Consider the following 22,456-nt stretch of genomic DNA (forward strand, 5'->3'; position numbering starts at 1 on the left):
TCTTTATGGTAAGCTAATTTATATTGGTTGAAATATCTCAGCCAATATAAGCTTTTGGTGGGCAAGAATTAAAATGTTGTATTAAAAGTGACCAAGATACTTCTTGGATCAGCAAAATAATTGTTGAAGGTTTTGTCACGTACGCGATTATTTTCATAATAACGCTTATCAAAAATATTATTGGCATTGATTTGCAAATAAATATTCTCTTTGAAATTATATTGTAGGCTCAAATCCCAAACTGCATAGGCTTTTTGTTCAATATTATAGACGCTTTTAGTCTTGCTTTGCGCACGAACACCGCCGCCGATTTTCCATTTGTCATTATCAACGGGTAAGACATAAGTGGTGTTTAGGCGAAACATATGTTGAGGTGTTGCAGGACTGTAATTGTCTCCCGCTATATTTGAAGTCGATTCTGATTCAAGATATTTACTGCGATTATAGGTATAGCCTGTAAATACATTCCAACCTTTCGTAATCTCGCCACTAAGTTCTATGTCAAAGCCGCGGCTTTGCACTTTTCCATCAGCATAATAATATCTTTCAATATTATTATAGATTGCGCGGTTTGCTTGAATAATTTCAAATAATGCAAAGGAAGCATCAACGCGTCCGTCAAAGAAAGTGCTTTTTATGCCAATTTCTTTGTTGGTGCCAGTGACTGGAGGCAGAAAATTATCATTCTTATCAAGCGCTGATTGCGGCCGAAATATTTCTGTGTAGCTAGCGTAAAGTGTCGCATTATCATTAAGATTATAGTTTAGCCCATAATAGGGAATGAATTTTGTTTTTTCATAATGGTCGCGTGTAATATCATCATCTGGGTTACCTCGATAGCGGTAGTATTTTGAGGTGCTATCATATTGATAGTTGGTTGCCCTTGTACCGATAATTGCATATAAGCCGTCAATAAAGTTGAAGCGACCACCAAGGCGCCCCGACGTTTCCTTAAATTTAGTATTAATTTCAACATCGGTATAAAGGATGCTGTTATTAGACCAATTGGGCTCAATAATTTCGTTACCTGAAAAATTGTCAATATTATAAGATGTTTGATTACGTACTACGCGCATATGTGAATCATAATCATTGTAGGAATAATCAATACCACTAAAAATTTCCTGTTTGCGATTTAAAAACTCGAAATCACCATTGAGTTTAACCTGCGCGCTAAATTGTTGCCCGTCATTATCATAGCGAACAGCATTATTAACGCTGGCGAGACGGTCAATTCCTAAACCATTTCTAGCGATAAGAGCTGCAAATGCATTATGTGACTTAAATTGGTTGTAATTAACTGATGCATTCAACTTCCAATTACTGGAAAATTCATGATCAATTTCAAAAAATCCATTGGCTTTTTGTTTTTCTAAACTGTTCCATTTAGCACCAAGATAGGTCGAACGTGATAGTCCAGCATCTTTACCATCGCGTGTCATGGGGACACCGTAAAAATCGGGTACTTCATTGCGTTTTTGGAAAAGACCGCCTAATTGCCAAGTGGTTTTATCGTCAATGTCGCCCTCAATAACACCAAAAATCATACCATTTTTGCTGTCGACACTATCTTTAAAGGAATTAGCCTTATCAAAATTGCTAACAAAGCGGCCACGCAAGCTCTTGTCAGCATTGAGTGGGCCGGTTATATCTATAGTTTCTTGGATTTTGCTCCAAGTACCAACAGAAAATGTATTGGTTGCTGAAAACTCATCTTTTGCACGTTTGCGAACCAGATTTATCGTACCGCCAGGCTCTCCCGTTCCTTGCATAAGACCGGTTGGGCCACGTAAAACTTCAACGTGATCATAGATTGCAAGATCGCTATAATCACCTGCATCTCTATAGGCATTTATTCGGGCGCCTGGCGCGTAGGAGTTGACACCATCCTCTTGAATTTGATCGATGTAAAAACCTCGAGATTGGAAGCGATACATGCCAGATTCGCGTAACACATTGATGCCGGTGGTATTTTTTAAGGCATCGGCAATATTGCTTGATGCTTGGTCTTTTAGTTTTTGATTGGTAATAATTGATACGCTTTGCGGTGTTTCACGCGCAGTAAGCGTTAAGCCTGTGGCCGAACTCATATCATCAATAATATAGCTGCCTGTCCCTTCCGTTAAACTGCGGAAATTTGCTCGATTAACGATGACGGTATCTAAGGTTTCATCATCGGTCTCATTGCTATTGCTCTGCGCATAAATATAATTGATGCTGCATGGTTGAAGCGCTAAAAATAATATAGCAAGTTTCCAATTTTTACGCATTGACGTTTCCTTAACAGCGAAATTTTAAGAAAGCCATTTGGTTAAAATGACTTTAAACAAATTCAAAAACGTGAATTTGATAACAAAGGTTCATTCGTTGGGGATTAATGTCTGCGCCATAATATATTTTTTTTATTTTTACTAGCGATGTATAAAATAATTTTAATTATACATGTTTTTATTTATTTTTTATTTTTAATTAGAATAATTAATATTACAATATTATATTAGATGTTTATTGTGTTGAAGGGATTTAAAGTAAAATTGTTTTATTGCCACCAATTTAAATTAGATAGAGATTAAATACACCGTCAAACTGCTATATGTTCGTTCCTTTTTTTAGGGTGTGGATCAAGTGTGGAAGAATTTATTTAATCTTGTTTTTTGGTTAATATTATTGCTTGCGCTTGATGATCGGCGTATTTGATGAGCTTAGACAAATTCAGGTGATTCATTATGGCAGAAGCGACAATCCATTCAATCAATAAAGCCAAGGGCCAAGGTGATAGTTATCGTCAAGCTCCCCATAATCTTGAAGCTGAGCAAGCATTGCTTGGCGCATTGTTGATTAATAATGATGCTTTCGATCGCGTATCGGATTTTTTAAAACCTATACATTTTTACGAGCCGTTGCACGCCAAGCTTTTTGAAGTTATCTCCAGTCTTGTTGGTATGGGTAAAACTGCAAATCCAGTAACAGTAAAGCCTTTTATTCCAGCGGATGAAAAACTTGGCGATATGACGGTATTTAACTATGTTATACGCTTGGTAACTGAAGCAGTAACTGTTATTAATGCTACCGATTATGGTCGTTCTATCTATGATCTATATATTCGCCGTGCCTTGATCAGTGTTGGCGAGGATGTGGTAAATAATGCTTATGATGCACCAGTTGACCATGCGCCAGGTAAACAAATTGAAGAAGCTGAGCAGCGCCTTTTCCAATTGGCTGAAACAGGCCGCTATGGTGGCGGTTTTGAAAATTTTGGTGAAGCATTAACCAAAGCCGTTGAGCTTGCTGCAGCTGCTCATAAACGTACATCAAAATTATCAGGTATTCCAACACAAATCCATACGCTTGATGAACGTATGGGTGGCTTGCAACGCTCCGATCTTATCATTTTGGCTGGTCGTCCGGGTATGGGTAAAACTTCGCTTGCAACGAATATAGCCTTTAATGTTGCTGCTGCCTATAATGCGGAAAAGGCCAAGGAAAATAATGGCACCAATGAAGGTGGTGTGGTTGGCTTTTTCTCGCTGGAAATGTCGTCAGAACAGCTCGCTACCCGTATTATTGCTGAACAGGCAGAAATTTCGTCATCAAAAATTAGACGTGGTGATATTTCAGAAGAAGAATATACAAGATTGCTGCGCGCGACCAAGACCATGCAGCAAGTACCACTTTATATCGATCAGACCGGTGGTATTTCGATTGCCCAGCTTGCCGCACGCTCACGCCGCTTAAAGCGCCAGCGCGGCCTTGATGTTTTGGTGGTAGACTATGTGCAGCTGATGTCTGGTTCATCCAAGCGCTCATCAGAAAATCGCGTGCAGGAAATTACCGAAATCACCACCGGTTTGAAGTCGTTGGGCAAAGAGTTGAATGTGCCGATTATCGCACTTTCTCAGCTTTCTCGTCAGGTGGAATCGCGTGAAGATAAGCGCCCCCAGCTTTCGGATCTTCGTGAATCTGGTTCGATTGAGCAGGATGCGGACGTTGTATTGTTCGTTTTCCGTGAAGAATATTATATTAAAAACCGTGAGCCAAAACTTGGTACGGAAGAGCATATGAAATGGCAAACCGACATGGAAGAAGCCTTTGGTAAGGCTGAAGTTATTGTTGCAAAACAGCGTCACGGTCCAACAGGTACGGTGAAGCTTGCTTTCCAATCAGAATTTACCCGCTTTTCTGACCTTGCAGAAGAAGATCGTTTGCCAGAACGTTTTGAATAAAGTGGTAGTATATATGCGGTAATCGCGTGAACTAAATGAGGGAAAGTTGGTAAGACTTTCCCTTTCTGATTTGTCTTGAAAATATGAGATGAAAGTTCCTATATAGTGCTAATTATCAGGCTGTCGGTAAAATCTATTCATGATTTTGCTCTTTCTTAGGCTATATAAAAAAGGATTTTAGTAAAGATTTATGGCGCGTTCAAAGGTTCAGTTCATTTGTCAAAATTGCGGTACAGTCTATTCGCGCTGGTCGGGTAAGTGTGATGCTTGCGGTGAGTGGAATACATTGGTTGAAGAGGGGACCAATGGTGGTATCGGTTCTGGCCCCGCAAAGGCAAGCACACGTAAGGGGCGCGCTGTACAGCTAACTGATCTTTCTGGTGAAATTGAAGATGCGCCGCGTATTTGCTCGGGCATTGCTGAGCTTGATCGCGTTACCGGTGGCGGTTTTGTGCGTGGTTCTGCTCTTTTGGTGGGCGGTGATCCAGGTATTGGCAAATCAACACTTTTAACTCAAGCTGCCGCTGCTTTATCACGCCAAGGCCATAATATTGTTTATGTGTCGGGTGAAGAAGCGATTGCTCAAATAAGGTTGCGTGCGCAGCGGCTAGGTGTTGCCGATTCTGCCGTGCAATTGGCGGCTGAAACCAATGTTGAAGATATTCTGGCAACCCTTAGCACGGCGCGTAGGCCTGATTTGGTTATCATAGATTCTATACAGACACTTTGGTCTGATGGCGCAGATTCGTCCCCTGGTACGGTGACGCAAGTGCGCATAGGTGCTCAAAGCATGATCCGTTACGCAAAACAAACGGGGGCTGCGGTTGTTTTGGTTGGACATGTCACCAAAGATGGTCAGATTGCCGGTCCGCGTGTAGTAGAACATATGGTTGATGGCGTACTTTATTTCGAGGGTGAGGGCGGCCATCATTATCGTATTTTGCGCACGGTTAAAAATCGTTTTGGCGCAACGGATGAAATTGGCGTGTTTGAGATGTCAGATAAGGGCTTGCGGGAAGTTGCTAACCCATCTGAATTATTCTTAGGCGAGCGTAACGAAAAAGCACCAGGTGCAGTTGTGTTTGCTGGTATGGAGGGAACGCGACCAGTGCTTGTCGAAATTCAAGCTCTTGTTGCGCCATCTTCGCTAGGTACACCGCGCCGCGCTGTTGTTGGTTGGGATAGTAGCCGCTTAGCTATGATTTTAGCCGTTCTTGAAGCGCATTGCGGGGTACGTTTTGGTAGTCATGATGTCTATTTAAATGTTGCAGGTGGCTATCGTATCAGCGAGCCTGCTGCAGATTTAGCTGTTGCGGCCGCTCTTGTTTCGTCAATTGCGGGTGTCGCATTGCCGGCTGATTGCGTTTATTTTGGCGAAATTAGTCTTTCTGGCGCAATTCGCCCTGTTGCACATGCCTTGCAGCGCTTGAAGGAAGCTGAAAAGCTCGGTTTTAAGCGTGCAACTTTGCCAAAAGCAGGTAAGGAAAAAATGAGCCAAAATGATTTTGCTATACGTGAACTTGATAATCTTCCTGACCTTGTTGCGCGCATCGCTTTGGCAAAAAATAAGGCAGGCCGTGATAATCAATAACCTGTTTGTTATGGCATATCTAACATAGACATAAAGGCGTTCAATATAATTTATTATTCAAAAAATGTGGCATATTTGCTTTTTACAGCAAAGTTAAAGATTTTTTTAATTTGCCTATGCCATTGATGAATCTTATTCCATTTAAAGAAATTGTTCCTTCTCGTTGGAATGATTGACGGACTGCTTATCCTAAAGGATAACTAAAAGCGATTATAAATTGTAATATTATTTTTTGTTTTTGGTAATTTTTGAAAGCCGATAAGGTTTCAGGAAAGTAGTTAAACAATAGCAATCCTATGACTGAAAATGTTATAGGTGTGGTTATAAATAAGTTAAATTTAAAATTAGGAAAAATTAATGCCCGTTACTTTGCTTGACATTATTGTTGTTGTCGTTGTTTTGTTGTCGGCATTTCTTGCCACCATACGTGGGTTCTCACGCGAAATTTTGTCCTTACTATCATGGGTGTTGGCGGCTGCCGCAACATTCTTTCTTTATGAATATGCACTTGAATTTGCGTCTCCATATTTCTCAAATAAAACGGTAGCAATTGCGGTAACTATTGTTGTGCTGTTTTTAGTGTTCCTTTTCATCATTTCAATATTTACCATGAAAATTGCCGATGTGATTGTTGATAGCCGGATAGGCGCACTTGATCGTACGCTAGGTTTTATTTTTGGGCTCGCTCGCGGCGTTCTTATCTTGGCTGTTGCAATGATCTTTTTAAACAGTTTAGTGAAACCTGCCGATCAGGTTGATTGGATCAGGGATGCTAAAACCAAACCAGCTATTGATTCTGTTGCCAATAAATTGCGTGATACATTGGAAGAGGCCTCGACTAAAATATGGGGTATGGCTGATCGCATTAAGCCATCACAACAACAAGAACCAAATGATTTGTTGAATAATGGCGAAGCAGGTCAACCAGTTGAGTAATTTTTTTACATCGCATATTTAAGAATGATGCTTAGCATGCTATATATCTGTTTTGGAAATAGCTGCGAAGGCACATTGGCGAATGAAAACCTCTTTCAATGACTTTTCTCAATACACCACATCTCGAAATAATACTTCCCCAAATAAAGTTGATTTAGACCAATTTCAATTGGAGGTTGACGGAGATACCCTTCATGAAGAATGTGGTGTTTTTGGTATTTTAGGGCATGAAGATGCAGCAACCCTGACAGCTTTAGGGTTACATGCTTTGCAACATCGTGGCCAAGAAGCGGCAGGCATTGTTTCATATGATGGCGCGGCTTTTTATTCTGAAAAGCAGATGGGGCTTGTTGGTGATCATTATACTGATCCAGCAATGTTAGCACGCTTGCCCGGTAATATGGCTATTGGCCATGTGCGTTATTCCACAACCGGCGAAACTGTATTGCGCAATGTTCAGCCGCTATTTGCTGAATTGGAAGTAGGCGGCATTGCCATTGCGCATAATGGCAATTTTACCAATGGTCTTACACTGCGCCGTAAGCTGATTGCATCAGGTGCAATTTGCCAATCAACATCCGATACCGAAGTTGTTTTGCATTTGATTGCGCGTTCACAACAAGCGTCTTCATCCGACCGTTTCGTTGATGCTATTCGGCAGGTTGAGGGTGGTTATGCTATTCTAGCATTAACGCGTACTAAACTTATTGCAGCACGTGACCCTTTGGGTATTCGCCCCCTCGTTATGGGTGAGCTTGATGGCAAGCCGATTTTCTGTTCGGAAACCTGCGCTCTTGATATTATTGGGGCTAAATTCATTCGTGATGTCAAAAATGGTGAAGTCATTATTTGCGAGGTGCAAAAGGATGGCACTATTTCAACAACGGTGATTGCGCCAGAAAATCCAAAGCCAGAGCGCTTATGCCTATTTGAGTATGTCTATTTTGCTCGCCCTGATTCTGTTGTTGGTGGACGCAATGTTTATTCTACGCGCAAAAATATGGGAGTTAATCTTGCCAAAGAAGCGCCTTGCGATGGCGATGTTGTAGTCCCTGTACCTGATGGCGGAACTCCTGCGGCTATTGGCTATGCACAAGCAAGTGGCATACCGTTTGAGCTTGGCATTATTCGTAACCATTATGTTGGTCGTACCTTTATTGAGCCTACTCAGCAGATCCGCGCTTTTGGCGTTAAATTGAAACATTCAGCCAATCGCGCTGTTATTGAAGGCAAGCGGGTTATTTTAGTTGACGATTCTATTGTGCGCGGTACAACCTCGATTAAAATTGTACAAATGCTGCGCGATGCGGGCGCGCGTGAAGTGCATATTCGTGTTGCTAGCCCAATGATTTTTTATCCCGATTTTTATGGTATAGATACCCCAGAAGCATCCAAGCTTCTTGCTAATCAATATCCTGATTTAAAATCCATGAGTGATTATATTGGTGTTGACTCGTTAGAGTTTTTGTCAATTGATGGCCTTTATCGTGCGGTAGGCGGCGAGCCACGCAATAACGCCAATCCACAATTTACCGATCATTATTTTACCGGTGATTATCCAACCTATTTGGCCGATGAGCATAGCAGTGACAATGTCCATAAATTATCTGTGTTGCGAACCAGCCGATAATTTTATTTGCCAAAAAGGGAGAATAGTGTGCAAGATTTTTCACTTGGTGGCAAGGTAGCATTGGTAACCGGTGCATCACGCGGTATTGGCAAAGCTTTTTGCCTCGAGCTTGCTAAACGGCAATGTCATATTATTGCCGTAGCAAGAACCGTTGGCGGTTTGGAAGAGCTTGACGACGAGGTTCAGGCATTCGGCGGTACAACAACACTTGTACCGCTTGATCTTAGCGATATGGATGGTATTGATCGGCTAGGTGCATCAATTTTTGAACGATGGGGTTATCTTGATATATTACTGGCAAATGCTGGCATCTTAGGACCGATTTCACCGGTTGCCCATATTGAAGCGAGCGAATTTGATAAGATAATGGCCATCAATGTCACCAGTCAATGGCGGCTTATCCGGTCCACAGAGCCTTTGTTAAGAGAATCTAGGGCTGGTAGAGCAATTTTAATGTCTTCAGGTGCTGCACATCGGGTTCGTGCTTTTTGGGGAGCCTATGGTGCTAGTAAGGCGGCGCTTGAAGTACTTGGCCGTGCTTGGGCCGATGAAATGCGTCAAACAAATTTACGTATAAACCTTGTTAATCCTGGCGCAACCCGAACCGATATGCGTGCTAAAGCAATGCCGGGGGAGGATCCGTTAACATTGCCGACCGCCGCTGAGGTTGCAAGCTCAATGATACCGCTTGTTGCACCAGATTTAAATGATCACGGCCGGCTATTTGATGTGCGGCGTAATCGGTTTGTTGATTATCATCTACCCGATTAAATCAATATTACGCAGGCGGTTTTCCTCTTTTGCAATATAATCACGGGTAATTGGTACAGCATCTTGCCTATGGGCAAGCTGAATATGGAAAACCATCATGTTTTGCCAACGAAAAGCCGATTCTGATGCTGCAAGATAGAATTCCCACATGCGGCAAAAGCGTTCATCATATAAAGCTTTGGCTTTATCACGCTCGCTTAAAAATCGCTCGCGCCATGCTTTTAAAGTATCAGCATAATGCAAGCGCAATATTTCAATATCGGTAATAACCAGTCCGCTCTTTTCAATAATGGGAATGACTTCAGAAAGGGCAGGGATGTAACCGCCAGGAAAAACATATTTACGAATAAATGGATTTGTTGTTCCCGGAATACCGTTGCGACCAATAGAATGAAGAACAAAAACACCATCAGGCTTTAGCATGCGTTTCACATGAGAAAAATATTCTTTATAATGGCCAATGCCAACATGCTCAAACATGCCAACTGATACTATTTTATCAAATTGTTCTTTAATTAAGCGATAGTCTTTTAGAAGAAACCGGCATTGTTGTTCAAGCCCTTGATCTTTGGCGCGTTGGGTCGCAACTAAATGTTGTTCATGGGAAAGTGTAACACCTGTTACATCTGCCTTTAAAAAACGTGCCATATAAAGGCTAAGACCGCCCCAACCGCAACCTATATCCAAAAGGCCTTCACCTTCTTTAATTGATAGTTTAGCTGCAAGATGGCGCTTTTTGGCAAGTTGGGCTTCCTCAAGAGTAGAATCTGGAGTTTCAAAATAGGCGCAGGAATATTGCTTATCTGAATCTAAGAATAAATCATAAAGCTGGCCTGATAAGTCATAATGCTGGCGTATATTGCCGCTAGAGCGCTTCAGATTATTCATTTGCATTAAGCGTTTAGTACTGGTGCGCACAGCATTTAAAATCCGCATCCAAGGTTCGTTTTCTGCGCTTGCTCCTGCGTTGCTAAATATAAGTTCTAATAGCCCATAAATATCGCCTTCTAGAAAATCAAAGCCGCTATTCATATAAGCTTCACCAAATTTTAATGCTGGGTCAAAGGCAATTTCTTTTTCCCATTTTGTGTGATTTATGCGCACATGAATAAGGGGGCCATGCTGATCACCAAAGTGAAAAACCTTACCGCTTGCGTCGGTTACAAGAAAATTCCCTTTTTTAATAAGGTGTTTAAGAACAGTTGTTAAAAGTCCAAACATTATTTTCACCTACCTAAAGCACTGCTAAGAATAGTTATGGCATGGAATATCGTCGCATAAATACTATCAGTTCATAGATGCCCATGGGAACCTATTGGGTAGTCATATTTTGGTAGGTAGATTTATTAAACTGCAACATGAGTTGAAAACATAATAAAACCTACTACGCGGCTATCTTAATCATCAAACAGCTTTATGCCTTTCTATTATTATATATTTAGTGAAATTTTTAAGAATTAAAATAAAAAACACCCAGCTTTACAGCCGGGTGTGATCATTTTTTGTTTATCACGCTATATTATAAGCTATAAGCGTGCATTACATTTATTAGAAGTAATAAATGTAACTATTTATAAAAGCTTATTAAGCTTGATCTTCATCTTCGTCAGTGAAGTCAGCATCGTCTTCATCTTCTTCAACTGGTGGAAGTTTGTATTCATCGCGATCAATTGCAGAAAGATCTTCACCCTTAGCTTGACGCTCTGCTTCATCAGCTGAACGAGCAACATTAACTGTTACAGTTGTAGTAACTTCAGGATGCAAGGCTAAGGTTACAGTATGAAGGCCGATGGTCTTGATTGGGTGTGCAAGCTCAACCTGTGTACGAACAATAGTGAAGCCATCAGCTGTGATTGCTTCAGCGATATCACGGGTTGATACTGAACCATAAAGTTGGCCTGTTTCACTAGCTTGACGAATAGCGATGAAGCTTTTGCCTTCAAGCTTAGCTGCAATTTGATCAGCTTCGCTTTTACGCTCAAGGTTATGAGCTTCAAGTTGTGCACGCTTGCTATCAAAATATGATTGGTTAGCATCATTAGCGCGAAGTGCTTTGCCTTTTGGCAAAAGGAAGTTACGGGCAAAACCGTCTTTAACGGTAACAATATCACCCATTTGACCAAGGCGGGCGATGCGTTCTAGAAGAATTACTTTCATAATAATATCCTTAAGGTTGGAATTGAAGTTTTAATTTGATGGATTTTTGGGTTGTTGGTATAAATTATCTCTGGCTTGCGTAACTGATGACGCAAGACCAAGAAAAACGAGAATAATAAAAATGAGTGCCGTAAAAACACCACTAAATAAAAGAAAATAGGTCGGCACAAGAACGGCAAACCGCCATAATTTTCCTAATGTAATTTGGTGAATAAAGGCAATGCCGCTAGCAACAAAACCTAACGTAAATGCAAAACAAATCGAGATTGCGCACATAAAGGCAGTATAATTTGAGCCAACAAGACTTGCTGAAATAATGGCAATAAACCAAAGCGGTATTGCCATTGCTGGCATAGTTAAGTCCCTTGGCCAAAATGATAAAGGCCTTGGACTTAAATGCTGTGCTGTTACAAGATTTGTAGAAATATAGATACAAAGCAATATTGTAATAAATACGCTAGTAATTGTTTCTGATGCGACAGTAAAAATCGCCAACTTATTGAAGTTTAGGTTGTAAAATTCTAGCATCTGATTTCGTGTTACTTCATCTACAAAAATTTGGGAAAATAGTGATTTAATATTTTCATCCATTAGTTTTTTAGTTGAAGCAAATGATTCTGGTGAAAGCAGCGGTATTGAAGTGGTAGAGTTTACATAAATAGCGAATAAAATTACTGTTATTACACTGATGATGCAAAGATTAAATAAAATGGATGAAAGTGGCAGCCATCTTGCCTCAGTCGTTTCTTTATCAACGGTCACAATATTTAAAATAGTGCCGATTAAGAATGCAGGAAAAATAGTTACAATACTAAAATATAACGCGGCTTCAATAGGTTGGATAATGCATGAAAAAACTACGGCAAGCACAGCGCTTAAAAAGGCGCCTCGTATTCCAAGTGCAAGCGAAACACTGGAAATGGATGTTGCTGCTAAAACCTTAAAAATAAATGGGAGAAAAGACAGATTAGCTAAATAAAATGACAACACATTAGACCCACCTGCAATGATGGCACCTAAAATTATAAATTTATGAAAAGATATATTGCGTTGCATTTCTTGCTGTCCTGCTTTTTATAAAATCTTGCATTATTTATATTTTGCAAGATTATGGCAGTTAGAGGCATTGCCCCAACCAACTATTTTCACTTTTATAGTTTATAAAAAACTTAAAAAAGCTATCATAGTTAAAAATCAAGTGTTTATTGTTAAATTTGAAAGGCAGAAGTAGCTCCTGCCTTTCAAAAAATCTACTTACTTTACAACGTAAGGAAGAAGGCCAAGGAAACGAGCACGCTTAATAGCGCGAGCAAGTTCACGTTGCTTCTTCTGACTTACAGCAGTGATGCGTGAAGGAACGATTTTACCGCGTTCTGAAATATAACGCTGCAAAAGCTTAATGTCCTTATAGTCAATCTTTGGAGCATTGGCACCTAAGAAAGGGCATGTCTTACGACGACGATGGAAAGGACGACGGCTAGGGATCTGATTAATATCAACCATTATTCTTCTCCTTCACCAAAGTTTTCATCATTGTCGCGTGGACGACGGCCACGACGTGGACGCTCATCATCGCGATCACGGCGAGACAACATTGCTGATTGCCCTTCTTCGTGTGCTTCAACGCGAATAGTCATGAAGCGCAAAATGTCTTCATTGATACGCATTTGACGTTCCATTTCAGCAATAGCTGCTGCAGGAGCATCAATGTTGATGCATGCAAAATATGCACGGCGATTCTTGCGAATGCGATAGGTTAGGGGACGGATACCCCAATTTTCGATACGCCCGACTTTGCCACCATTTGCTTCAATCACGCCTTTGTAGGTTTCTACAAGCTGATCTACTTGCTGTGGAGCAACATCCTGTCGGGCAAGGAACACATGTTCATAAAGAGCCATTTGCTTTGCCTTTCTTCGATTAATACCCGATATACTGGCGCAAAGCCTCTGCGACTTCTCTATTCTTTTGAAAGATGAAGAAAGGACGCACGGTGAGACGTTCGAGAGCGGAGACACGGGAGGATTTAAAAATATTTTTTAAAGCTAAAGGTAAAACCTATTAGCCCTCCGTTCAGCCCCCAGCCAATAGCCTCGGGTAGACGAGGCTGTGCTTAAATGTTTTTTAGTCAAAAAGCAAGAGTATAAAGCATATTTATCCAATTTAAACGGTTTGCAAAGTGCATAAAACTTATTTTAACCTATTGGCTAGGCTAACACTTAAATGGTAATCGCCATTTCAGGTTGCAGTAACCAGCGTAAGGCTTGAGGCAATGTGTCAATGAGATCTTCTGCTATGAGGCCTGGTCCAAAAATGGATGCTGCCTCACTATGAAGATATGTGGCGGCACAGGCAGCTTCAAAAGCTGGCATACCTTGAGCAACAAAGCCGCCGCATAGGCCAGCAAGGACATCGCCCGATCCTGCGGTTGCAAGATAGGCTGGTGCGTTGGTGTTAATGGCCGCGCGGCCATCAGGCGCAGCAATCACGCTATCGGCACCTTTGTAAAGAATTACCGCTTTTGATTGCTCTGCAGCCATTTGTGCTTTTTCTAGGCGTGACAAGAATTTATTGCGCGCAATTTCGGGGAAGAGCTTTTTAAATTCGCCCTCATGGGGAGTTAATATGACTTTTGTTGTCGAGCGCTCAATAGAGCTAAATAATCGCTGTGATATTTCGGTAAAGGCTGTAATACCGTCAGCATCAAGTACAAGCGCATCAAGGCTTTGGGTTATAATAAGCTCAAGTGCAATATCTCTTGCACGCATTCGATCGCCGAAGCCCGGTCCAAGCACCGCCGCTTTTACCTTGCGGTCATGCATAAATTCAATGATATCTTCAATTCTATCATAAATATGCAGCATCACCGATGTGAGCTGTACAGCATTTACTAAAAGTGCGCTTGATTGCGAAAGTAAGGTAACAGCACCTGCGCCCGCTCTTGCGCTAGCATGGGCGGCTAGGCGTCCTGCGCCAGTACTGGTTGAGGGGCCAGAAAAAACGGCACAGTGACCGCGGCTATATTTATGACTATTATGATCGGGAATGGGGAGCTTGTCTTTCCAAATGAATGGAATATTAACCATGGTTTTGGGTTTTATCTCATCTAATACTTTGTAATTTATGCCTATATCGGCGCAAATTACCTTGCCTGCCAAAGATTTACCTGGATAGAGCAGGTGGCCCGGCTTCATGCGAAAAAAAGTCACGGTCAACTGTGCTTTGATTGCAACCCCCAGTATGTCGCCCCTAAGTCCAGAAATCCCCGATGGCAAATCCACCGCAACAATTGGCTTGCCGCTATTATTGGCAAGGTTAATAAGATCCGCGTCATTGCCGCTGATGGGGCGGTCAAGTCCCGCGCCATAAAGGCCGTCTACAATAACATCGAATTCATCAGGATTAAATTCAGCTATTGGCTTGATTGATCCTTGAAAATTACTGGCAGCCGTTTGAGCATCGCTTTGTGGGCGCGGCTCCGTATCGGTAAAACAAATCGCTTCCAATCCGCGTCGCTTTATCACTGCAGCAGCAACATAGCCATCTCCGCCATTATTGCCTGGTCCACAAAGGATTGCCACTTTTTTGGTATCAGGAAACTGTTTTAATAATGTATCTGCAACTGCAAGGCCAGCATTAAGCATTAATTGGTAGCCAGATAGGCCACCATTCTTAATGGTCAAGCTATCTGCCTGCGCCATTTCTTGCGGATTCAACAAAAAACTATCCGTTATGTTGTGGTCCTTCATATGCTAGTGCCTCTTTTTTGTAGGTTGTGCCTAAAATTTAAGCGATGTGCTGCTTTACAGTATAGACTCATTTTCAAGGTTTGAATTTAGCTTATAGTGTTATAAAGTGCTATTTTAACGCGATTTCAACAAAAATATAAATTTTTTATGTTGAATTTGCAATTGGCATGGTTCATGCATGAATAGAATATCAGAGACCCTAGGGTGGATTTTTAAATGGAGGCCTTTCAAATATGAAAAAGATTGAAGCAATTATTAAGCCATTTAAGCTTGATGAGGTCAAGGAAGCCCTACAGGAAGTTGGCTTGCAGGGAATAACTGTCATTGAAGCTAAGGGTTTTGGCCGTCAAAAAGGGCATACAGAGCTTTATCGCGGTGCTGAATATGTTGTCGATTTTTTGCCAAAGGTGAAAGTTGAAGTTATTGTTGCTGATGAAACTGTTGAGCCAGCAATTGAAGCAATCCGCAAGGCGGCCCAAACAGGCCGTATCGGTGATGGTAAGATTTTTGTCTCGTCCATCGAAGAGGTGATCCGCATCCGCACTGGTGAATCAGGCGTTGATGCTATTTAAATTTTATTTTCTAAAGCTACCCGAGCAGAAAATATTTTGTTAGGATAGTTCGAGGTTAGCAGATTTCCAAATCGGGATTTGTCGTTTTTATAAGGGAAGTTAATATGACAACTGCAAATGATATTCTAAAGCAGATTAAAGATCATGATATTCGCTTTGTTGATCTTCGTTTTACTGATCCAAAAGGTAAAATGCACCATGTAACCATGGATATTTCACAGGTTGATGAAGATATGTTCGCTGACGGTGTGATGTTTGATGGTTCATCAATTGCCGGTTGGAAGGCAATCAATGAATCAGACATGGTATTGATGCCAGATCCAGAAACTGCCCATATGGATCCGTTCTTTGCGCAGTCAACCTTGGTTATCATGTGTGATATCTTAGATCCAATTTCCGGTGAAGCTTATAATCGCGATCCACGCTCTATCGCTAAAAAGGCGGAGGCCTATTTGAAGTCGCTTGGTATTGGCGATACAATTTTTGTAGGTCCCGAAGCTGAATTTTTCATCTTTGATGATGTGCGTTTTAAGGCTGATCCATATAATACTGGTTTCCGTTTGGATTCTAATGAATTGCCATCAAATGATGATTCAGAATTTGAAACTGGTAATCTTGCTCATCGCCCGCGCGTTAAAGGTGGCTATTTCCCAGTGCCGCCGATTGATTCATGTCAGGATATGCGTTCAGAAATGTTGAGTGTTTTGACCGATATGGGCGTTGTTGTTGAAAAACATCACCATGAAGTTGCAGCTGCACAGCATGAACTTGGCATTAAATTTGACACTTTGGTGCGTGAAGCTGATAAGATGCAAATGTTCAAATATGTTGTCCATCAGGTAGCTAATGCCTATGGCAAAACAGCAACCTTTATGCCAAAGCCAATCTTTGGTGATAATGGTTCAGGTATGCATGTGCATTTATCAATCTGGAAAGATGGCAAGCCAACTTTTGCCGGTAACGAATATGCTGGTCTTTCTGAAAGCTGCCTATTCTTTATCGGTGGTGTAATCAAGCACGCCAAGGCAGTTAATGCCTTTACAAATCCATCAACCAATTCTTATAAGCGTTTGGTTCCTGGCTATGAAGCTCCTGTATTGCTTGCTTATTCAGCACGCAACCGTTCTGCTTCTTGCCGTATTCCTTTTGGTTCTTCACCTGCTTCCAAGCGTGTTGAAGTTCGTTTCCCTGATCCAACAGCAAATCCATATCTTGCTTTTGCAGCTCTCGTCATGGCTGGGCTTGATGGTATTAAAAACAAAATCCATCCAGGTCAAGCGATGGATAAGGATCTTTATGATCTACCTCCTGCAGAACTTAAAGAAATTCCAACGGTTTGCGGTAGTCTTCGTGAAGCGCTTGAATCACTTGATAAGGACCGCGCATTCCTTAAGGCTGGCGATGTATTTGATGATGAAATGATCAATTCATTTATCGCACTTAAGATGCAAGAAAATATGCGTTATGAAATGACGCCACATCCAGTTGAGTTTGATATGTACTATTCTGTCTAATTGATCTTGGTTTGTTAGATTTTTAATTAATATAAACAATGGATTAGATTTTAAACTTTAACCATTGTTTGATCTAAAAAGTTTGAAAATATAACTTCAACTGTAACATTTCTTTAAAATTTGTTGCAAACTGTTTAGGCATATTGAATATAACTATTCAATATGCCTTTTTTTTGATTTATTCGTTTTATATCAATCAATATCGGGTTAATAATTGGTCAAAAGAAGATTTGCATGCTTTGTTATTTGTAAAGTTAAAATGCAAAAATGATAAATGCATTAAAACTGTGCCAATAAAAATTTGCAAGAGAATATGGCAGGAAAAAATGAAATTTAAGAAACTAGTAGCTGCAAGCTTTCTTGCAAGTATTGTTTTAACCAATATTGCGTCCGCCCGCGAGGCAACTCAGAGTGAGTTAAAGTCTTTAAATGAGGTTGCTGCAAATTACCGTCAGGCGACAATGAATAAAAATGTCGATGACTTAATTGCCGGTATTCCCCCTCGTGTGATTAAAATTTTGACAGAAATTTCTAAACCCGTTGATGGTGTTGCGCTTGATGAAGCTAAAGTGAAGGAAAATATCAAGCGTGATATTACTTCTTTTACGGAAATAGCCAAAGTTATAAGTTGGGATGTTGATCTCAAAAATAAAAAAGCTGGAACACTTGATGTTACAGCTAGGGAAAAGCAAGAGAAAAAAGATGGAGAGCCTTTTTTCATCATACCTTCAACAACTGTAGTTGAGTTGAAGGTCAAAAAGCAAAGCGCATCTATATCAGACACAAATGCATATGAGCTAAAGCGACAAAAAATAACCTCAGATGTTATTGCAGTTCTTGACGAAGGCAAATGGTATATTTTATCAGCCGATAATCCAATGCAATTACTCGTTTATCAACGCGCATTTCCTGGTATAGAAAAAGCTCAATTACGCAAGCCCGTAATTGTTGACGCTAAATAATTAACTTTATTATTTTTGTGTTCCAATTTTTAATATGGCTTTAAAAATAATGCATTAGGGTAATGTCTTAATGCATTAATTTATTTTCTCTTTAATCCTTATTTTAAATCATATATAAAATGAATTGGTTGCAATCACTGCCTTGTTTAAGCAAAATAAATGTAGCTGCAGTCATTGCGTTTCATTGCTTAGAGCGTAGATTAAGTGCAATTGATAGCTTGGCAACAGCAAGATAATAGTGCCAAATCATAGTTTCAAATTATAATGCTGATTTAAATTGTATGATTTTATGCGGGATTTGAAATGCAAAAACGGGGGCGATGGATTTACCTTGACTAAGAAACACAAGAAAATTCGCTTTTCTAAGCGAAGTATCAAAAAATTACATCACTTTCCTTCGTCTATGCAATCAGATGGTATTAAAATCCGCGAGAGGCGGATTGTGCCTTTTTGTTTTCTATTAGCTAAGCGTTGTTTGATTTATAGCTTTATTTTACTTGTGCTTTTTAGCATATTGCTTGCCATCTTACTTAAGGTTGGTATCAGCGGCAATATGCTGGCGCAAAAAATGGAAGCGGCGTTGCAAGGTAAATTAATCAATGTTGCCGAGACTAAGATAGATGATGCCTCGCTTTCCTTTGATGAAAGTTATCATTTGGCACTTGAGGCACATAATGTTGGGTTAACCAATGTTAAAGGTGGTGTAGAGATTGATAAAATTGGTATTTTACGCCTTGGTCTTGCGACTGCACCGCTTTTAAAAGGTAATATAAAGGTAGCACAATTTGAAATTGCGGATAGCAGCATCCACATGCCAGCATCCAATGATGGTAATTTTTTAGATAAATTACCGCAGGATACATCGGGGAATATAGATTTTGATACCATTTCTTTTGCTTTATTTAAGGCATTCGATGGGGTTTTTTCAGCTTTAAAAAGCCAAGAAACCCATTTGGTGGTTATTCGCAATGTGTCCGTGCATTTTGGTAGCGAGGCGGTGCAAAAGACGTTTTATATAGATGAATTATCGCTACAATATGAGAATAATTATATTTTAGCAACAGGAAGTCTAACGTGGAAAGATCAAAAAATAGCGCTGGAAGCAACGGTTAATACTTCTGCTTCTGGTGCTGCTGATAGCTTTGTGATTTCTATGAAAGATTTTCCTTTCCATCTTGGCGCCGATGATAATGTTGCTCGTATATTTGCGGATGGACGACCCAATAATAATTATTTTCGTAGCCGAGGAAAAGTCAACCTTGCTTTGCAAGGCGCCTTAACAACTAATAATACTACACAATTGGGATTGACTTTGAGCTTAGGTGAAACTGGAACCGATATTGCTCAAGACAATGATATTGCAACAAGTGGTGAAATAAATCTAGCGTATAAAAGCGGTGATGGACAGATTGCTATTTTGCCTTCGGAGTTAATTCTTGGCTCGCTCTACTTGCCATTAAAAGGTGGTGTGCAATCGATCTCGATGAGTGGTGAACAAGGTGTATACGCATTTAACCTTGTTATGAATGATGGTGCAGTCAAACCAGACGATGTAAAGGCAGCACGCCTTGATTTTAACGGTGAGATTAAAGGTCGCTTTTTCGCAAAACGAGCCTTTGTTGATTTTTCCCAACTATTACTTGAAACTAAGAATGGTAAAATCGACGGGCGTGGAAGTTTGCAATTTGGTGTCGGATCACCACAAACGCAGCTTGAGTTTTCTATGCCGCATATGCCGAGCGATGAAATAAAGCAGATATGGCCAATTAATTTGTCGCCCGGCGCGCGTCGATGGGTAGTAAGTCACGTTGCAGGTGGCGAGGTCAAAAATGCCAATTTAAAAATTAATTTTCCGCAAGGCATATTCGTACCCGGTGGTGTGCCACCAGTGTTAAGCGAGAAAGAACTTATTCTTGAGGGGGATTTTGAAAAAGTATCAACTTTATTAGTTGGTGATTTGCCGCCCTTGCGCCAAGGCGCAGGACGTGTTGTTATTAAAGGTACTACGACAGAAATTTTTATGGATAGTGCAATATCTTATATAGATAATAAAGAAAACCAGATTGAGTTAAGTGAAGGTTATTTTGTCATTCCATGGCGGCCTAATATTAAGGTTTTTGCAGATGCTTCAGCGCGTTTTAAAGGTAAGGTTAGCGATGTTGTAAGATTGGTTAGCCTAGATCCAATAAATGCTAAGGATAAGGTTCCATTTAAGGCTGAAGAGGTTAGCGGTGACGTTTCTGGATTGTTGAAAATCCGTTTTCCATTAATGCCGCGCCCTGATAAATCTCTCATTGATTGGTCAAGTGAGTTATTATTTGACAAATTGTCACTGTTAAGTCCGCTTGATGGAAATATTCTTATTACACAGGCTAAAGGCACGGCAAAACTCAATAAAAGTGACATCACCATTATTGCCGATGCCAATCTAAATGGAATTCCAGCTAATATCAACCTGTACCGCCCTATGGGGCCTTCTGATATCATACCCAGTGAAACTATTCGTATTCAATTGACAGACGATATTCGAAAAAAGCTGATGCCAGGTCTTAATTCCATTGTCTCAGGAACTGTTGCATTAGAAATCGGGGCGCCCGTAGAGGGCGCTCGTCCGGTAAAAGCAGATGTTTCCAATGCAGAAATTCGTTTGCCATGGGTCAGTTGGACCAAGGGTAAGGGGATTGCTGGCGAAGTGCAATTTTCATTCAAGAATGGTGGTGGCAATGTTAAAACTATTGAACTTCATAATTTTAGCTTGAAGGGTAATAGTTTTATGATTGCCGGCAATATACTCATTCAAAATGGTGCATTGCAGTCTGCGGATCTATCAAGAGCCAATCTCAATCGTGGTGATAGTTTGGGGTTGACTTTACGCAAAACGAATAATGGTTATCGTATCGTGGCAAATGGCAAAAAACTTGATGCGCGTGCCTTAGTAAAAATGGTTAGCGGAAGTCAAAACCAAGGGCAAGCTAAGTCTAATGATAGTCTTGATCTTGTTGCCGATATTGATAGTCTTAGTGGTTTTTATGACGAAACTTTGAGTAATGTAAAACTTAAAATGGTTCGGCGTGGCTCATCCAGTGAAGATGTCATTTTTAATGCTTTGACTGGTGATAATAAATCAATTACCGCAAAAATTACGCGTAATAATAATAGCCGTGACATTTCTGTTAATGCAGCTAATGCCGGAGGGCTTTTACGTTTCATGGATTTTTATGATAAGGTTCGCGGCGGTATTTTGCAATTATCGTTAAAATCTGGCACCGATGGAACTTTAAAAGGGCCTGTTAACGTGCAAGATTTTCAAATTGTTAATGAGCCACGTCTTGCGTCTTTAGTGTCTTCAACGCCGCATAGTGGCGGTAAGAGCCTTAATCAAGCCGTGGATGGTAAGCTTGATGTTTCTGTGGCTGTTATTGAGACGGCTTCGGCGCAAATTGGCAAGGGCGATAGTTTTTTGGTGATTGATGGCGGCGTTATCCGTGGTCAAACAATTGGAGCGACCTTTCAAGGTATTGTCTATGACGCATCAGGTAATATGTCTATGACAGGTACTTTTATGCCAGCCTATGGTATTAACCGTGTTTTCGGCGATGTGCCGGTTCTAGGCACAATCTTGGGCAATGGCCGCGATCGCGGGCTTATTGGTATTACCTTTAAAATTGATGGTAAGGCGCGCGAACCCAAAGTAACTGTGAATCCAATTTCGGCCATTGCGCCGGGTATTTTTAGGCAGATATTTGAATATAAACAGCAATAACATTTTTATAAAATAAAAACTTTGGTCAGATACAGTAGATCTCTTTGCAATAAAGCATTCCTTAAAAATCTATCTTATAAAAATGATGCGCCTGCACTGCGTTAACTGCTTATTTAATTAGGCATTCCTCTGTTGCCTTAAAGGCTAATTTAAAACCTTAAAAATTTAGCGAAATTCGTGGGTAACTTCAATTTTTCCAATAATTGCAGCATTGAATGCATCAAGCTCTTCAGCAGGAATCCAATATTCTTGATGGGCATTGCCGCCAGCAACTTGAATATCATATTGATCAAGAAAAGCCTTATCAACTTCCATGCGGGTTACAAAGCCTGAGCCGCTGCGCGCAACATTCCAATCACGTGCAATTTTAATCGCATAATCTTCGCTCAAAACTGGGTAGAATATCGGTTGGTCAGGCAAACGTGCTGGAAAGGCGGTCATATCTGTTTGCTCAATAAGTTTTAATTCTTCTGGGCCAACTGGACGCCAAAGAGTAACTGTTTCAACTGTCATAATGTGATCCCTTATAAAAAATACCCGCCATATATTTATATATGGCGGGCAATAAACTATAAAAAGGTTTTTAGG

The 22,456-nt window shown here is 40.6% G+C and carries 18 protein-coding genes; 10 read left to right on the forward strand and 8 right to left on the reverse strand.

Annotated features, from left to right (window positions below; genetic code table 11):
• Positions 1 to 68: 68 nt before the first annotated feature.
• Entirely contained in the window at positions 69 to 2,270 is a 2,202-nt protein-coding gene (locus tag N6B01_RS04500; RefSeq protein ID WP_262080116.1) for a TonB-dependent siderophore receptor, read from the reverse strand.
• A 456-nt stretch (positions 2,271 to 2,726) separates the two neighbouring features.
• Between N6B01_RS04500 and N6B01_RS04505 the strand changes: the two genes are divergently transcribed.
• The 5 genes from N6B01_RS04505 to N6B01_RS04525 all read left to right on the forward strand — a co-directional run bounded on the left by N6B01_RS04505 (position 2,727) and on the right by N6B01_RS04525 (position 9,151).
• Positions 2,727 to 4,223, forward strand: a complete 1,497-nt coding sequence (locus N6B01_RS04505; RefSeq protein WP_182419119.1) for a replicative DNA helicase — start codon at positions 2,727 to 2,729, stop codon at positions 4,221 to 4,223.
• 190 nt (positions 4,224 to 4,413) lie between these two features.
• The gene (gene radA / locus N6B01_RS04510; protein WP_262080117.1) at positions 4,414 to 5,814 is read left to right on the forward strand and encodes a DNA repair protein RadA; all 1,401 of its coding nucleotides are present in this window, start codon (positions 4,414 to 4,416) and stop codon (positions 5,812 to 5,814) included.
• Between the two features lie 357 nt (positions 5,815 to 6,171).
• Positions 6,172 to 6,750, forward strand: a complete 579-nt coding sequence (locus N6B01_RS04515; RefSeq protein ID WP_182419121.1) for a CvpA family protein — start codon at positions 6,172 to 6,174, stop codon at positions 6,748 to 6,750.
• Positions 6,751 to 6,832: 82 nt separating this feature from the next.
• The gene (purF, locus tag N6B01_RS04520; protein ID WP_182419122.1) at positions 6,833 to 8,380 is read left to right on the forward strand and encodes an amidophosphoribosyltransferase; all 1,548 of its coding nucleotides are present in this window, start codon (positions 6,833 to 6,835) and stop codon (positions 8,378 to 8,380) included.
• Between the two features lie 27 nt (positions 8,381 to 8,407).
• Positions 8,408 to 9,151 (forward strand): SDR family NAD(P)-dependent oxidoreductase, encoded by a 744-nt coding sequence (locus tag N6B01_RS04525; RefSeq protein ID WP_262080118.1) that lies wholly within the window; start codon positions 8,408 to 8,410, stop codon positions 9,149 to 9,151.
• Here N6B01_RS04525 and N6B01_RS04530 read toward each other — a convergent pair.
• From N6B01_RS04530 to N6B01_RS04540, 3 genes are all read right to left on the reverse strand, one after another.
• The gene (locus N6B01_RS04530) at positions 9,140 to 10,372 is read right to left on the reverse strand and encodes a cyclopropane fatty acid synthase (protein WP_262080119.1); all 1,233 of its coding nucleotides are present in this window, start codon (positions 10,370 to 10,372) and stop codon (positions 9,140 to 9,142) included. The genes N6B01_RS04525 and N6B01_RS04530 overlap by 12 nt on opposite strands.
• A 363-nt stretch (positions 10,373 to 10,735) precedes the next feature.
• On the reverse strand, positions 10,736 to 11,308 hold the full coding sequence (gene rplI, locus N6B01_RS04535; protein ID WP_182419125.1) for a 50S ribosomal protein L9: 573 nt from the start codon (positions 11,306 to 11,308) through the stop codon (positions 10,736 to 10,738).
• A gap of 30 nt (positions 11,309 to 11,338) precedes the next feature.
• Positions 11,339 to 11,662, reverse strand: a complete 324-nt coding sequence (locus N6B01_RS04540; protein ID WP_182419126.1) for a hypothetical protein — start codon at positions 11,660 to 11,662, stop codon at positions 11,339 to 11,341.
• A gap of 355 nt (positions 11,663 to 12,017) precedes the next feature.
• Between N6B01_RS04540 and N6B01_RS04545 the strand changes: the two genes are divergently transcribed.
• Positions 12,018 to 12,287 carry a hypothetical protein gene (locus N6B01_RS04545; RefSeq protein WP_262080120.1) on the forward strand — a complete coding sequence of 90 codons (270 nt, stop codon included), beginning with the start codon at positions 12,018 to 12,020 and terminating at the stop codon, positions 12,285 to 12,287.
• A gap of 275 nt (positions 12,288 to 12,562) precedes the next feature.
• Here the strand turns inward: N6B01_RS04545 and rpsR are convergent, their stop codons facing one another.
• From rpsR to N6B01_RS04560, 3 genes are all read right to left on the reverse strand, one after another.
• Positions 12,563 to 12,811, reverse strand: a complete 249-nt coding sequence (gene rpsR, locus N6B01_RS04550; RefSeq protein WP_182419128.1) for a 30S ribosomal protein S18 — start codon at positions 12,809 to 12,811, stop codon at positions 12,563 to 12,565.
• Entirely contained in the window at positions 12,811 to 13,209 is a 399-nt protein-coding gene (gene rpsF, locus N6B01_RS04555) for a 30S ribosomal protein S6 (protein WP_182419129.1), read from the reverse strand. Before rpsF ends, rpsR begins: the two co-directional genes overlap by 1 nt.
• Positions 13,210 to 13,527: 318 nt before the next feature.
• Positions 13,528 to 15,057, reverse strand: a complete 1,530-nt coding sequence (locus N6B01_RS04560; RefSeq protein WP_262080122.1) for an NAD(P)H-hydrate dehydratase — start codon at positions 15,055 to 15,057, stop codon at positions 13,528 to 13,530.
• A 233-nt stretch (positions 15,058 to 15,290) separates the two neighbouring features.
• Between N6B01_RS04560 and N6B01_RS04565 the strand changes: the two genes are divergently transcribed.
• The 4 genes from N6B01_RS04565 (at position 15,291) to N6B01_RS04580 (ending at position 21,868) form a co-directional block, all read left to right on the forward strand.
• On the forward strand, positions 15,291 to 15,629 hold the full coding sequence (locus N6B01_RS04565; RefSeq protein WP_182419131.1) for a P-II family nitrogen regulator: 339 nt from the start codon (positions 15,291 to 15,293) through the stop codon (positions 15,627 to 15,629).
• Between the two features lie 104 nt (positions 15,630 to 15,733).
• A complete protein-coding gene (gene glnA, locus N6B01_RS04570) occupies positions 15,734 to 17,143 on the forward strand; it encodes a type I glutamate--ammonia ligase (RefSeq protein WP_182419132.1) in 1,410 nt (469 codons plus the stop codon).
• A gap of 143 nt (positions 17,144 to 17,286) precedes the next feature.
• On the forward strand, positions 17,287 to 18,105 hold the full coding sequence (locus N6B01_RS04575) for a hypothetical protein (RefSeq protein WP_262080124.1): 819 nt from the start codon (positions 17,287 to 17,289) through the stop codon (positions 18,103 to 18,105).
• A gap of 331 nt (positions 18,106 to 18,436) precedes the next feature.
• Complete coding sequence (locus N6B01_RS04580; RefSeq protein WP_262080126.1) at positions 18,437 to 21,868, forward strand: AsmA-like C-terminal domain-containing protein; 3,432 nt, start codon at positions 18,437 to 18,439, stop codon at positions 21,866 to 21,868.
• Between the two features lie 165 nt (positions 21,869 to 22,033).
• On the opposite strand, the gene N6B01_RS04585 is transcribed toward N6B01_RS04580, so the two are convergent.
• Complete coding sequence (locus N6B01_RS04585; protein WP_182419135.1) at positions 22,034 to 22,381, reverse strand: ADP-ribosylation/crystallin J1; 348 nt, start codon at positions 22,379 to 22,381, stop codon at positions 22,034 to 22,036.
• Positions 22,382 to 22,456: the final 75 nt, after the last annotated feature.

This window comes from Bartonella sp. HY406, from assembly GCF_025449315.1.
In the GTDB taxonomy this organism is placed as follows: Bacteria; Pseudomonadota; Alphaproteobacteria; order Rhizobiales; family Rhizobiaceae; genus HY038.

Coding starts and splice junctions, on each gene's coding strand:
- N6B01_RS04545 (WP_262080120.1), top strand. CDS start 12,018: ATGGATGAAAGTGGCAGCCATCTTGCCTCAGTCGTTTCTTTATCAACG.
- N6B01_RS04500 (WP_262080116.1), bottom strand. CDS start 2,270: ATGCGTAAAAATTGGAAACTTGCTATATTATTTTTAGCGCTTCAACCA.
- N6B01_RS04505 (WP_182419119.1), top strand. CDS start 2,727: ATGGCAGAAGCGACAATCCATTCAATCAATAAAGCCAAGGGCCAAGGT.
- purF (WP_182419122.1), top strand. CDS start 6,833: ATGAAAACCTCTTTCAATGACTTTTCTCAATACACCACATCTCGAAAT.
- N6B01_RS04515 (WP_182419121.1), top strand. CDS start 6,172: ATGCCCGTTACTTTGCTTGACATTATTGTTGTTGTCGTTGTTTTGTTG.
- radA (WP_262080117.1), top strand. CDS start 4,414: ATGGCGCGTTCAAAGGTTCAGTTCATTTGTCAAAATTGCGGTACAGTC.
- N6B01_RS04585 (WP_182419135.1), bottom strand. CDS start 22,381: ATGACAGTTGAAACAGTTACTCTTTGGCGTCCAGTTGGCCCAGAAGAA.
- rpsF (WP_182419129.1), bottom strand. CDS start 13,209: ATGGCTCTTTATGAACATGTGTTCCTTGCCCGACAGGATGTTGCTCCA.
- N6B01_RS04530 (WP_262080119.1), bottom strand. CDS start 10,372: ATGTTTGGACTTTTAACAACTGTTCTTAAACACCTTATTAAAAAAGGG.
- rplI (WP_182419125.1), bottom strand. CDS start 11,308: ATGAAAGTAATTCTTCTAGAACGCATCGCCCGCCTTGGTCAAATGGGT.
- N6B01_RS04565 (WP_182419131.1), top strand. CDS start 15,291: ATGAAAAAGATTGAAGCAATTATTAAGCCATTTAAGCTTGATGAGGTC.
- N6B01_RS04540 (WP_182419126.1), bottom strand. CDS start 11,662: ATGCCAGCAATGGCAATACCGCTTTGGTTTATTGCCATTATTTCAGCA.
- N6B01_RS04560 (WP_262080122.1), bottom strand. CDS start 15,057: ATGAAGGACCACAACATAACGGATAGTTTTTTGTTGAATCCGCAAGAA.
- glnA (WP_182419132.1), top strand. CDS start 15,734: ATGACAACTGCAAATGATATTCTAAAGCAGATTAAAGATCATGATATT.
- rpsR (WP_182419128.1), bottom strand. CDS start 12,811: ATGGTTGATATTAATCAGATCCCTAGCCGTCGTCCTTTCCATCGTCGT.